Genomic DNA, 13,515 nt, shown 5'->3' with positions numbered 1-13,515 from the left:
CAGGCGTACGGGCGTACGACGCACGAGCCACCGGAATGGTTGCCTCCGCGTGCTGACGCGAACGTCGTCAGGACGAACAGCGGGAAGACGGCCTCGGCGCGGGGGCGGGGGTCGGGGCGCATGCCCTCGTCCAAGCCTGCGGGGCGGAGGACGGGAATCCGCTCGGATACTCAGCCGGGCGGACGGCCCGCACTCACCCGCGCACGCCCACCCGCACGCCCGCCCGTACTCACCCGCGCCCGCCCGCCCGTGCTCACACCCGCTCGGGCTCCGGTTCCTCCGCCTCCCCGATGAAGGCGCTCCACAGCGACGCGTACCGGCCGCCCAGGGCGAGCAGTTCGTCGTGGGTGCCGTCCTCGGCGACCCGGCCGTGGTCCATCACGACCACCCGGTCCGCGCGGGCCGCCGTGGTCAGGCGGTGGGCGACGACGAGCGTCGTCCGGCGGCCCGCGAGGCGGTCGGTGGCCTGGTTGACCTGGGCCTCGGTGGCCAGGTCGAGGGCGGCCGTGGCCTCGTCGAGGAGCAGGACGTCCGGGTCGACGAGCTCGGCGCGGGCGAGCGCGATGAGCTGGCGCTGGCCGGCGGAGAGGTTGCGGCCCCGCTCGGCGACCTCGTGGAGGTAGCCGCCGTCGAGCGTGGCGATCATGTCGTGCGCGCCGACCGCGCGGGCCGCCGCCTCGACCTCCGCGTCGGTCGCCTCGGGGCGGCCGTAGGCGATGGCGTCGCGGACCGTCCCGGGGAAGAGGTACGCCTCCTGGGGGACGACCCCGAGCCGGTGGCGGTACGCGGTGAGGTCGAGGTCCCGCAGGTCGGTGCCGTCGGCGGTGACCCGGCCGCCCGTCGGGTCGTAGAACCGCGCGACCAGCTTGACCAGGGTCGACTTGCCCGCGCCGGTCTCGCCGACGAAGGCGACGGTCTGCCCGGCCGGGATGCGCAGGTCGATGCCGGTGAGGGCCTCTTCCTCGCCCCCGTACGCGAAGGACACGTCCTCGAACGCGATCTCGCCGCGCAGCGACCGCACGTCCCGGGGCGCGTCGGCGGCGGCCGTCGACGTCGGCTCCTGGAGCAGCTCCTGCATCCGCTTCAGCGAGACGGCGGCCTGCTGGTAGCCGTCGAAGACCTGCGAGAGCTGCTGCACGGGGGCGAAGAAGAGGTCGATGTAGAGGAGGTAGGCGACGAGCGCGCCGGTGGTGAGGGTGCCGCCGTCGATACGGTTCGCGCCGACGATCATGACGCCCGCGGCGGCCACCGAGGACAGCAGCGTCACGAACGGGAAGTAGATCGAGATCAGCCACTGGCCGCGGACGCGCGCCTCGCGGTACTCGTCGCTGCGGGCGGCGAACCGCTCCGCGCCCGAGCGCTCGCGGCGGAAGGCCTGCACGATCCGCAGCCCGACGACCGACTCCTGGAGGTCGGCGTTGACGACGCTGATCCGCTCGCGCGCCAGCTCGTACGCCTTCACGCTCGACCGGCGGAAGAAGTACGTGGCGACGGCGAGGACCGGCAGGGTCGCGAAGACGACCAGGGCCAGCTGGAGGTCGAGCACGAGCAGCGCGACCATGATCCCGAAGAAGGTCACGACCGAGACGAAGGCGGTGACCAGACCCGTCTGCAGGAACGTGGAGAGCGCGTCCACGTCCGTGGTCATGCGGGTCATGATCCGGCCGGTGAGCTCGCGCTCGTAGTAGTCCAGGCCGAGGCGCTGGAGCTGGGCGAAGATCTTCAGGCGCAGGGCGTAGAGGACCCGCTCGCCGGTGCGGCCCGTCATCCGGGTCTCGGCGGTCTGCGCGACCCACTGCACGAGCACGGTGACCAGGGCGAGCGCGGAGGCCGCCCAGACGGCGCCGATCGCGAGCCGGTTCACGCCCTCGTCGATGCCGTGCCGGATCAGGACCGGCAGCAGCAGGCCGGCGCCCGCGTCGAGGGCGACCAGGCCGAGGCTGATGAGCAGCGGGACGCCGAAGCCGCGGAGCAGCCGGCGCAGACCGTACGCGTCCTCCGGGGAGACCGCGCGGGCCTCGTCGATCCCGGGGGTGTCGGTGGCGGGCGGCAGGGCCTCGACGGCGGCGAGCAGCTCGGGGGTGGCTCCGGGGGCCGGGCTCTCCTCGTCGGCGCGGCCGTCCCGTACCCACAGGGCCGGGGTGATGCCGCGCTCCGCGTCGAACTCGGCGTCGAGCTCGGCCCGCAGCGTGGCGTCCTCGGGGAGCTCGGCCGGGGTCACGTGCCCGGGCGAGACGGCGCCGAGCTCGTCGGGGTCGGTGAGGAGACGGCGGTAGAGCGCGGAGCGCTCCTCCAGCTCCTCGTGGGTGCCGATGTCGGAGAGCCGGCCGTCGTCGAGGACGGCGATGCGGTCGGCGAGGCCGAGGGTGGAGCGGCGGTGGGCGATGAGCAGGGTCGTACGGCCCGCCATGACCGCCTTCAGGGCCTCGTGGATCTCGTGCTCGACCTTGGCGTCGACGGCGGAGGTGGCGTCGTCGAGGAGGAGGAGCCGGGGGTCCATGAGGATCGCGCGGGCGAGCGCGACGCGCTGGCGCTGGCCGCCGGAGAGGGTGAGGCCGTGCTCGCCGACCTTGGTGTCGTACCCCTCGGGCAGCTCGGCGATGAACCGGTCGGCCTGGGCGGCGCGGGCGGCGGTCTCGATCTGCTCCTGGGTGGCGTCCGGGGCGCCGTACGCGATGTTGGCGCGGACCGTGTCGGAGAAGAGGAACGAGTCCTCGGGGACGAGGCCGATCGCGGCCCGCAGGGAGTCGAGGGTGAGCTCGCGGACGTCGTGGCCGCCGACGAGGACCGCGCCGTGGGTGACGTCGTAGAAGCGGGGCAGGAGGAGCGAGACGGTGGACTTGCCGGAGCCGGAGGCGCCGACGACGGCGACGGTCTCGCCGGAGCGGATGTCCAGGGAGAAGCCGTCGAGGACGGGGCGCCCGTCCTGGTACGAGAAGGAGACGTCGTCGAACTCGACGGTGGCCGGCGCGTCGGCCGGGAGCTCCTTCGTGCCGTCCTGGATCACCGGCTCGGTGTCGACGAGGTCGAGGACCCGCTCGACGCCCGCGCGGGCCTGCTGGCCGACGGTGAGGACCATGGCGAGCATCCGGACCGGGCCGACGAGGGACGCCAGGTAGGCGGAGAAGGCGACGAAGGTGCCGAGGGTGATCTGGCCCTTGTAGGCGAGCCAGCCGCCGAGGGCGAGGACGGCGACCTGGCCGAGGGCGGGCACGGCCTGGAGGGCGGGGGTGTACTTCGAGTTCAGCCTGATCGTGCGCAGCCGGCCGGCGAAGAGCTTGCGCCCGGCCTCCCGGATCTTGCCGGTCTCCTGGTCCTCCTGGCCGAAGCCCTTGACGACCCGGACGCCGGTCACGGACCCGTCGACGACGCCCGCGACGACCGCGGCCTGCTGCTGCGCGTGCCAGGTGGCGGGGTGGAGGCGGGTGCGGCTGCGCTTGGCGATGAACCAGAGGGCGGGGGCGACGGCGAGCGCGACGAGCGTGAGGGGGAGGGAGAGCCAGGCCATGACGGCCAGCGAGATGACGAAGAGCAGGACGTTCCCGATCGTCATCGGGAGCATGAAGAGAAGGCCCTGGATGAGTTGCAGGTCGCTGGTGGCCCGCCCGACGACCTGCCCGGTGGACAGCTCGTCCTGCCGCCGCCCGTCGAGCCGGGTGATGGTCCCGTACATGTCGGTACGGAGGTCGTGCTGGACGTCGAGGGCGAGACGGCCGCCGTAGTAGCGGCGGACGTACGTGAGGACGTACACGAGGACGGCGGCGCCTATGAGGAGCCCGGTCCAGACGCCGAGGTCCCGGGTCTTCGTCCCGACGACGTCGTCGATGATCACCTTGGTGACGAGCGGTACGAGGGCGAGCACGGCCATGCCGACGAGCGACGAGCCGAGCGCGAGCACCACGTTGGCCTTGTAGTGCCACGCGTACCCGGCCAGCCTGCGCGCCCATCCCTGCTGCCGCTCGCCCGCCTGTTTCTGCCCGACCGCCGCCACGAGTGGCCTCCCGTTCGTCCTGCTCTACCGGAAGGCCCAACACGCCTGGGCTGCGATTTCATCCCGCTGCAACAAACCGAGCGAGTGATAGGGAATGAGTCGCACCGAGGGACGACGGAGCGAGCCGCATCCGGGGACGGGGACGGGGGCGGGGACGGGCCGGGAACGCCGCCGCCCCGCCACCCGGGCGAGGGCGGCGGGGCGGTTCGGGCCGGACGTCGGTCAGAGGTGCGTCGGTTCGAACATCCTCAGGAGGGCCGGGAGCACGACCACCGACGGGCCCGGGGTCGCCAGGGCCTTCGTCAGGTCGGTCGTCAGCGTTTCCGGGGTCGTCGTCGTCGCCGGGACGCCGAAGGACTCGGCGAGGGCGACGAAGTCCGGGCGGGTGAGCTCGGTGCCCGTGGCCTCGCCGAACGCGCCCGTCATGTACTCGCGCAGGATGCCGTAGCCGCCGTCGTCGACGATCAGCCAGGTCACGTCGAGGTCGTACTGCTTCGCCGTGGCCAGCTCCGCGATCGAGTACATCGCGCCGCCGTCGCCGGAGACCGCGAGGACCGGCCGCGAGGAGTCCGCGACGGCCGCGCCGAGGGCGGCGGGGAAGCCGTAGCCGAGGCCGCCGGCGCCCTGGGCGGAGTGCATGGTGTTCGGGTGCCGGGCGTCGAAGGCCGACCACGCCCAGTACGCGAGGATCGTCATGTCCCAGAAGCTCGGGGCCCGGTCCGGGAGCGCCTCGCGCACCGCGGCGACGATCCGCTGCTCCAGGCCGAGGTCCTGGGCGGCTATCCGGTCCCGCACCTTGGCCAGGACGGCCGAGACCCGCTCGGGGGCGGTCGGGTCCGTGCGCTCGTCGACCGTCTCCAGGAGCGCCTGGAGGGCGAGCCGGGCGTCCGCGTGGATGCCGAGCGCCGGGTGGTTGGACTCCAGCTTGCCCGCGTCGGCCTCGATCTGGATCACCCGGCCGCGCGGGGCGAAGGTGTGGTAGTTCGAGGACAGCTCGCCGAGGCCCGAGCCGACGACGAGGAGGACGTCGGCGTCCTCCAGGAAGTCGGTGGTGTGCCGGTCCTCCAGCCAGGACTGGAGCGAGAGCGGGTGCTCCCAGGGGAAGGCGCCCTTGCCGCCGAAGGTGGTGACGACGGGCGCGTCGATCCGCTCGGCGAGCGCGAGGAGCTTGCCGGCCGCGTCGGAGCGTACGACTCCGCCGCCCGCGATGATCACGGGCCGGGCGGCCTTCGCCAGCAGGTCGGCCGCGACGGCGGTGAGCTCGGGGCGCGGGACGACGTCCTCGGGGGTCGCGTCCATCGCCGTCACGACCGGCAGGGTCGTCTCGGCGAGGAGCACGTCCTGCGGGATCTCGACCCAGACGGGCCCGTGCGGGGCGGTGAGCGCCGATTCCCAGGCCGCGGCGATCGCGGACGGGATCTGGGACTGCGTACGGACCGTGTGGACGGACTTCACGACGTCCCGGAAGGAGGCCTGCTGGTCGCGCAGCTCGTGGAGGTAGCCGTGCCGGCCGCCGCCGAGCCCGGCGACCGGGATCTGGCTGCCGATCGCGAGGACCGGGGCGGACGCGGCGGCGGCCTCCTGGAGCGCGGCGAGCGACATGAGCGCGCCGGGTCCGGTGGAGAGCAGCAGCGGGGCGGCCTCGCCGGTGATCCGGCCGTAGGCGTCGGCGGCGAAGCCGGCGTTGTTCTCGACGCGGAGGCCGACGTACCGCAGGGCGGAGCGGCGCAGGGCGTCGAACATGCCGAGCGCGTGCTGGCCGGGGAGGCCGAAGACGGTGGTCGCGCCGAGGCCGGTGAGGGTCTCGACGACGAGGTCGCCGCCGTTGCGCCCGGCGGGCGGGTTGAGCGCGGCCTCGGTCTGCGCGGCGGTCGGGCGCAGGACCAGGTCGTGGTCGTGGGTCATGGACGGTCCCCTTGCGGCGTGGCGTGGCGTGGTCGGTGCGGTGCGGCCCGGCGGCCCGGCCCGGCGCCTGCCGTCGGCGGGCGCCGGGCCGGGCGGGACGTTACTTCGCTTCGCGGCTCGCCGCGATCTGGCGGGACATGATCGTCGTGAGTTCGTACGCCGTGTGCGAGGCGGCGACCGCGGTGATCTCGGCGTGGTCGTAGGCCGGGGCGACCTCGACGACGTCGGCGGAGACCAGGTTGCAGGAGGAGAGGCCGCGGAGGATCTCCAGGAGCTCGCGGGAGGTCATGCCGCCGGCCTCGGGGGTGCCGGTGCCGGGCGCGTGGGCCGGGTCGAGGCAGTCGATGTCGATGGAGATGTACAGCGGGCGGTTGCCGATGCGCTGGCGGAGCTGGTCGGCGACCTCGTCGGCGCCGCGGCGGTAGATGTCGGCCGAGGTGACGATGCCGAAGCCCATCTTCTCGTCGTCGGTGAGGTCCTGCTTGCCGTAGAGGGGGCCGCGGGTGCCGACGTGGGAGAGCGCCTCGGTGTCGAGGATGCCTTCCTCGACGGCCCGGCGGAACGGCGTGCCGTGGGTGTACTCGGCGCCGAAGTACGTGTCCCAGGTGTCGAGGTGCGCGTCGAAGTGGAGCAGGGCGACGGGGCCGTGCTTCTTGGCGACGGAGCGCAGCAGCGGCAGCGCGATGGTGTGGTCGCCGCCGAGGGTCATCATGCGGGCGCCGGTGCCGAGGAGGTCGTCGGCGGCGGCCTCGATGGTCTCGACGGCCTCGTTGATGTTGAACGGGTTGGCGGCGATGTCACCGGCGTCCGCGACCTGGGCGAGGGCGAACGGGGAGGCGTCCTGCGCCGGGTTGTAGGGGCGCAGGAGGCGGGAGGCCTCGCGGATGGCGTTGCCGCCGAAGCGGGCGCCGGGGCGGTAGGAGACGCCGCTGTCGAAGGGGACGCCGACCACGGCGATGTCGGTGGTGCCGACCTCGTCGAGTCGCGGCAGCCGGGCGAACGTCGCGGGACCGGCGTACCGCGGCGTGCGGGACGAGTCGATCGGGCCGCGCGGGGTGTTCTGGTCGCTGCTGCTCATGGTCGGGTCCTCCTGGGTGTGGCGGGTGTCGTCCGGACGGGTCTCGTCCGGTGGTGCGGGTGGTTCAGCCGGTCGCGGCCACCGGGACGGGCCCGGCCTCCGGCTCGGGTGCTCCGGTGGTGTCCTGGCCCGCGAGCCGGGCTCGCCAGTTCGCGAGCACGGCCGCGTCCGTCGGGCGGGTCGCCAGGGAAACGATCACATACGCGGCGAGCGAGGCCAACAAACCATAGTAAACAGGCTCATTTGCCAGGATTCCGTAAGTCCACATCAGGCCAATGACGGCGAGACCGCCGACGGTGACCGCGGCGAGGGCGCCCTGGACGGTGCCGCGGCGCCAGAGCAGGCCGCCGAGGATCGGCACGAGGAGCCCGCCGACCAGCAGGTTGTAGGCGACGGTGAGGGCCTGCACGACGTCGTTCAGGGCGATGGCGATGACGATGACCGCGACGCCCATGATCAGGATGAAGAGGCGGTTGCCCTTCACTTCGTCGTGGTCGTCCTTGTCCGCGGTCGCGGTGCCGCGCAGCCGCGACCAGATGTCGTTGTTGGCGACGGTGGCGCAGGCGATGAGCGCGCCCGAGGAGGTGGACATGACGGCGGCGAGCGCGGCGGCGAGGACGAGGCCCCGGACGCCCATCGGCAGCTCGTCCTTGACGATGGTGGCGAAGGCGTCGTCGGCGCTGGGCAGGTTCGGGTAGAGCACCTTGGCCGCGGTGCCGATGACGGCGCCGGCCAGCGCGTACAGCAGACAGTAGGTGCCGGCGACGGTGCCGCCCCACTTGGCGACCTTGTCGGTGCGGGCGGTGAAGACCCGCTGCCAGATGTCCTGGCCGATGAGCATGCCGAAGGTGTAGATCAGCACGTACGTGAAGATCGTCTCGCCGCCGATGCCGAGGGGCTCGAAGTACGAGGTGGGCAGCGCGGCCTTCATCTCGGCGAAGCCGCCGGCCTTGACGACGGCGATCGGCAGGAGCAGGAGCAGCACGCCGATGGTCTTCACCACGAACTGGACCATGTCGGTGATGGTGATCGACCACATGCCGCCGAGCGTCGAGTAGGCGACGACGATGGTGCCGCCGAGGATGATCGCGAGCGTCCGGGGGAGGTCGAAGAGGACGTCGAAGATCGTGGCGTAGGCGATGGTCGAGGTGACCGCGAGCATCAGCGTGTACGCCCACATGACGACGCCCGAGATGACGCCGGCCCGGCCGCCGTAGCGCAGGTCGAGCATCTCGGAGACGGTGTAGACCTTCAGCCGCGCGATCCGGGCGGAGAAGAAGACGGAGAGGGCGAGCAGGCCGAGGCCGATGGCGAAGACCATCCAGGCGCCCGAGAGGCCGTACTTGTAGCCGAGCCCGACACCGCCGATGGTGGAGGCGCCGCCGAGGACGATGGCGGCCATCGTCCCGGAGTACATCCAGGGCCCGAGGCGGCGGCCCGCGACCAGGAACTCGCTCTTGGACTTGGCGCGGCGCATGCCCCACCAGCCCATCGCCAGCATGCCGGCCAGATACAGGGCGATCACTGTGTAGTCGACGGCCATGCGGCCCTCCTTCGCGAACCTCGGTGGCGTGTCGTGCGGGGGAATGACCCAGGTGCTGATCGCGGGGACATCCGCCCGTACCCGCGGCTCTGGGATGTCACGACAGTAGGTGGCCGGAATGCGACGAAGAAGTGTACGTTTCCTCCACTGTCCGGGCGGGGGATGTACGAAAGGCCCATGACGTCCATGCCCCCGACGACTCCCACGCCCCCTGTGGATCCGGCCTCCACTCCCCCGGCGCCACCGGTCCCGCTGTCCGCGCTGCTCGCCCGCCGGGACCTCGGGCTCCGGCTGCTCACCGGGTCCGAGGACGTCCCGCTCCACTGGGTGCACACCTCGGAGATGGCCGACCCGTATCCGTACCTCCTCGGCGGCGAGCTGCTCATGACGGCCGGCGTCCTGCTCACCGACCCGGCGCACTACGTCTCCCGCGTGGTGGAGGCGGGGGCGGCGGCGCTCGGTTTCGGGGTGACGCCCGTCTACGACACGGTCCCGGCGGAGCTCGTCGAGGCCTGCGCCCGGCACGGCCTCCCGCTGGTCGAGGTGCCGCCGAAGACCCCGTTCACGGCGGTGGCCCGGGCGCTGTGGCGGCTCATGGCGGAGGCCCGGCTGCACGAGCTGCGCCGGGTGACGGAGGCGCAGCAGTCCCTGGCGACGGCCGCGGCCCGGCCCGCCCCGGTCCCGGCGGTGCTCGGCGCGCTGGCGTCCCGGCTGGGCGGGCGGGCAGTGCTGTTCGGGGCGGACGGTACGGAGTCGACGGCGGCGGGCCGGGCGATCCCGGCGGAGGCGGCGCGGGCGCTGCGCGAGCTGGTGGGGGTCCTCGGGCCGCGACCCGGCGGTCCCGCCTCGGCGAGCGGGGACGGCGGCGGGCTCCGGCTCGCCGCGTACGCGCTGGGCGGCGGGGACGGGCTGACGCTCGGGGTGGCGGCGGAGCGGCGCGATCCCGGCGACCACACGATCGCGGGCGTCGCCGTGGTGCTGCTGTCGCTCCTGACGGCCCCGCACCGGGGCGCGGACGTGACGGTACGGGACGGGGTCCTGGTGCGGCTCCTCCTGGGCGCGGCCCCGGAGGAGGTCGCGGGGGCGCTGGGCGCGGGGCCCTGGACGGTGGTCCACGCCCGCGGCGGCGACGGCACCCCGTTCGCGGCGACGGCGCTCGCGGCGGCCCTGGGCACACCGCTGGTGGAGGCCGCCCCGTCGGAGGAGGCGGGCAGCGGCCCTTCCCACGGCACCCCCGTGACCGTGCGACTGCTGCTGCCCGCCTCCGCCCCCGTGACCGTCCAGCCCGGCTGGACCCTGGGGGTCGGTGCGCCCGCCGAGGCGGCGGAGCTCGCCGCCGCCGACGCGCAGGCGGCCCGGGCCCTGCGCCGGGCGGAGGCCACCCGGACGCCCCTGGCCCGGCACCGCCCGGGTGGCATCGCCGCCCTGGTGGACCCGGACGAGGCCGCCGCCCACGCCCGCGCGCTGCTCGCCCCTCTGACGGAACCGCTCGGAGAGACCCTGCGCGTCTGGCTGTCCCTGCACGGCAGCTGGGACCGGACGGCGGCGGCGATGGACATCCACCGCAACACCGTCCGGCAGCGGATCGCCCGCTGCGCCGCGCTCCTGGAGCGGGACCTGGACGACCCGGACGTCCGGATGGAGCTGTGGTTCGCCCTCGGCACGGTTTAGCCCGGAACCGGATCCGCGGGCACGACAGCGGCGCGCCCGGGTTCCGGCCTCGTCGCCGCGGAGCCGTGGTGAGCCCTTGGGGGAGCCCCCGGGTCAGTAGAGCTTGTTGACGGCGGTCTTCGTCGTCGTGCGGAAGGCGGTCAGCGGGGCGTCCTTGAAGTCGCCCATCTGACCCCAGCGGACGAGGGTGACGGTGCGGCCGTCGCGGCCGACGGAGAAGAGGTGGATGTCGGTGCTGCCGATCTGCGGGTCGGCGGTGTCCAGGCTGTAGACCCAGGCGCCCTCCTCGACGGCGAGCTTGCCGTGGGAGGCGCTGACGGCGTGGAGGCCCGGGTTCTGCCGCTCCAGCAGGGGCCCGCAGCCGGCGAGGGCCTTGCGGAGGGTGTCGACCAGCTTCACGGCGTCGGCCTCGGTGCGGGCGACGGTGGTGATCTGGACGCCGTTGGTGTCGAGCTCGGTGTTGAACTCGCGGTAGCGGGTGTTCTGCGCCGGGATCTTGTACGGGGCGCAGAGGGCGCCGCCGTTCTCCGGGACGCCGGTGAAGACCTGGGTGGCGGTCCACGGCGTCGACGACGGCGGCATCTGGGAGGCGGCGAGGAAGGCGGGCTGGGCGGCGGCCTGCGCCGGGCCCGTGGCGAGGGCGGCGAGGCCCAGGGCGGCAGCGGCGGTGGCGGCGAGTGCGGTACGGAGCTTGTTCATGGTGGTGGATCCCCCGTCGGGTCGTTCGGTCAGTGCTTCCACCAGCGTCGGGGCCCCCGCCCGCCCCGGGCAACGGCGGCGCGCCCTCCACCCGTCCCGGAACCATCCCACCCCCGCTGACGTGCAAGGACATAAAGCGTGGGACGCAGGGGCGAGGGGGATGGAATGCCGAAGGACGCCGCCGTCGAGGAGTTCGCGCGGCTCGTGCGCGCGCTGAAGGCGCGGGACGGCAGGAGTTACGAGGCGCTGGGCCGGCGCCTGAGCGTCAGCGCGTCCACCCTCCACCGCTACTGCTCCGGCGCGACCGTTCCGGAGGAGTTCGCCGTGGTCGACCGCCTCGCCCTGCTGTGCGGGGCGGGCGAGGAGGAGCGGCGGGCCCTGGAGGTGGCCTGGAGCCGCGCGGACCGCACCCGTCGCCCCCCGGTGCCGGAGCCCGACGCGGAGCCCGCGCCCGGCCCGGAACCGAAACCGGCACCGGAGCCCGAGCCCGAGCCGGCCGCGGCGCCGGAGTCCGACCCGGCCCCGGAGCCTGCGTCCGAGCCGGCCCCCGAGCCTGCGCCCGAGCCCGAGCTGGAACCCGAGCTGGAACCCGTGCACGCGCGCGTGCCGGGCCTCCCGTCCGAGCGGCGGAGGCGCCGGTGGGGGTGGGTGGGCGTGGTCGGCGGGGCGCTGGCGGTCGTGGGGACGGTGACGCTCGGAGCCGTACTCCTGCCCGGGAAGACCCCGGAGCGGGCCGCCGAACCACCGGCGCCGCTGACGTGGACGGTCGCCTCGCACCTCTGGAAGAACGGGTGCGGGCACACCTACCTCGTGGAGCGGACGCCCCCTCCCCCGCCGGAGGCGGCCGACGCGCGGAGCTGGGCGGCGGCGCGGGGGGCCGTGCACGGCGGGGAGACGCTGGTGCGGGTGTCGGTGCAGGGGAAGGGCGCGGCGGCGGTGGTGCTCCAGGCGCTGCACGTGCGGGTGGTGGAGCGGGGCGCGCCGCTGCCGTGGGCGGCGTACCGGATGGACGACGGGTGCGGCGGGGCGGTGACGCCGCGCCTCTTCGAGGTGGACCTGGACCGGCCGCGGCCGGTGGCGCGGGCGCTGGACGGGTACGACGCCTCCGGGGAGGAGGGCCGGACGCTCCCGGCGGTCTCCTTCCCGTACGCGGTCAGCGCCGCCGAGCCGGAGGAGCTGCTGGTCTCGGCGGGGGCGGCGGGGTGCGACTGCCGCTGGTACCTGGAGCTGGAGTGGAGCTCGGAGGGGCGCCGGGGCACGGTCCGGATCGGGGACGAGGACGGCGCACCCTTTCGGACGAGCGGGGCGAAGGGGCGGCCCGTGTACGGGTACGACTCCGTGGGGCGGGCCTGGATCACAGGCGAGGAGTCTGGACAGGGTGGGTGACCGCTGGGTAACTTCGTTGACGACAGACTGAGCAAGCGCTTAGACAACTGGGCCCGCCCGCACACCGGAGGAGTCGCACCGTGCGCCGTACCGTATTCAACGAGGACCACGAGGCGTTCCGGGAGACCATCCGCGCCTTCATCGAGGCCGAGGTCGTCCCCGTCTACGACGAGTGGTTCGCGGCGGGCCAGGCGCCGCGCGAGTTCTACGACAAGCTCGGCGAGCTGGGCATCTTCGGCATCAACGTGCCCGAGGAGTTCGGCGGCGCGGGCCTGGACACCCACAAGTTCGAGGCCGTCCTGTACGAGGAGACCTCGCGCGCGGGCGTGGCCTTCGGCGGCTCCGGCGTGCACGTGCTGCTCGCCCTCCCCTACATCAAGATGCTCTCCACCGACGAGCAGAAGAAGCGCTACCTGCCGAAGTTCGTCACCGGCGAGGAGATGTGGGCGCTGGCGATGACCGAGCCGGGCACCGGCTCCGACGTCGCGGGCATGAAGACCACCGCCAAGCTCTCCGAGGACGGCACGCACTACGTCCTCAACGGCTCGAAGACCTTCATCACCGGTGGCGTCCACGCCGACCGCGTGATCGTCTGCGCCCGGACGTCCGCCCCGTCGGCCGAGGACCGCCGCTTCGGCATCTCCCTCTTCGCCGTGGACACCAAGTCCGAGGGCTACTCCATCGGCCGCAAGCTGGACAAGCTGGGCCTGCGCACCTCCGACACGGCCGAGCTGGCCTTCGTCGACGTCAAGGTGCCGGTCGAGGACCTGATGGGCGAGGAGGGCAAGGGCTTCTCCTACCTCGGCCACAACCTGGCCTCCGAGCGCTGGGGCATCGCCTTCGGCGCCTACGCCCAGGCCAAGGCCGCCGTCCGCTTCGCCAAGGACTACGTGCAGGACCGCACCGTCTTCGGCAAGCCGGTCGCGCACTTCCAGAACACCAAGTTCGAGCTGGCCGCCTGCCAGGCCGAGGTGGACGCGGCCGAGGCCGTCGCCGACCGCGCCCTGGAGGCCCTGGACGCCGGCGAGCTGTCCCCGGCCGAGGCCGCGAGCGCCAAGCTCTTCTGCACCGAGGTCGCGCACCGCGTCATCGACCGCTGCCTCCAGCTGCACGGCGGCTACGGCTACATGAACGAGTACCCGATCGCCCGCCTGTACGCCGACAACCGCGTCAACCGCATCTACGGCGGCACCAGCGAGATCATGAAGTCGATCATCGCGAAGTCGATGGGCCTGTAGTCCA

8 protein-coding genes are annotated in these 13,515 nt (G+C 73.6%); 3 read left to right on the top strand and 5 right to left on the bottom strand.

All coding sequences use genetic code 11. The features are described from left to right. Positions 1-253: 253 nt before the first annotated feature. From ACFC0G_RS21810 to ACFC0G_RS21795, 4 genes are all read right to left on the bottom strand, one after another. The gene (locus tag ACFC0G_RS21810) at positions 254-3,991 is read right to left on the bottom strand and encodes an ABC transporter ATP-binding protein (protein ID WP_376405638.1); all 3,738 of its coding nucleotides are present in this window, start codon (positions 3,989-3,991) and stop codon (positions 254-256) included. 222 nt (positions 3,992-4,213) lie between these two features. Then, a complete protein-coding gene (locus ACFC0G_RS21805; RefSeq protein ID WP_376405636.1) occupies positions 4,214-5,896 on the bottom strand; it encodes a thiamine pyrophosphate-binding protein in 1,683 nt (560 codons plus the stop codon). Positions 5,897-5,996: 100 nt separating this feature from the next. Beyond that, positions 5,997-6,974, bottom strand: coding sequence for an agmatinase (gene speB / locus ACFC0G_RS21800; protein WP_376405634.1), 978 nt, complete (start codon positions 6,972-6,974; stop codon positions 5,997-5,999). A 64-nt stretch (positions 6,975-7,038) separates the two neighbouring features. Beyond that, complete coding sequence (locus ACFC0G_RS21795) at positions 7,039-8,517, bottom strand: sodium:solute symporter (RefSeq protein ID WP_376405632.1); 1,479 nt, start codon at positions 8,515-8,517, stop codon at positions 7,039-7,041. Between the two features lie 186 nt (positions 8,518-8,703). On the opposite strand from ACFC0G_RS21795, the gene ACFC0G_RS21790 reads away from it, so the two are divergent. Then, entirely contained in the window at positions 8,704-10,188 is a 1,485-nt protein-coding gene (locus tag ACFC0G_RS21790) for a PucR family transcriptional regulator (protein WP_376405772.1), read from the top strand. Between the two features lie 93 nt (positions 10,189-10,281). Here ACFC0G_RS21790 and ACFC0G_RS21785 read toward each other — a convergent pair whose 3' ends face one another. After that, complete coding sequence (locus ACFC0G_RS21785; protein ID WP_376405630.1) at positions 10,282-10,887, bottom strand: hypothetical protein; 606 nt, start codon at positions 10,885-10,887, stop codon at positions 10,282-10,284. Positions 10,888-11,052: 165 nt separating this feature from the next. Between ACFC0G_RS21785 and ACFC0G_RS21780 the strand changes: the two genes are divergently transcribed. Then, the gene (locus tag ACFC0G_RS21780) at positions 11,053-12,273 is read left to right on the top strand and encodes a helix-turn-helix domain-containing protein (protein ID WP_376405628.1); all 1,221 of its coding nucleotides are present in this window, start codon (positions 11,053-11,055) and stop codon (positions 12,271-12,273) included. 80 nt (positions 12,274-12,353) lie between these two features. Further along, on the top strand, positions 12,354-13,511 hold the full coding sequence (locus ACFC0G_RS21775; RefSeq protein WP_376405626.1) for an acyl-CoA dehydrogenase family protein: 1,158 nt from the start codon (positions 12,354-12,356) through the stop codon (positions 13,509-13,511). Positions 13,512-13,515: the final 4 nt, after the last annotated feature.

Source organism: Streptomyces sp. NPDC056169, assembly GCF_042268445.1.
In the GTDB taxonomy this organism is placed as follows: Bacteria; Actinomycetota; Actinomycetes; order Streptomycetales; family Streptomycetaceae; genus Streptomyces.
Note: the sequence above shows the minus strand (reverse complement) of the source record. Positions and strands in the feature narration are given on the sequence as shown.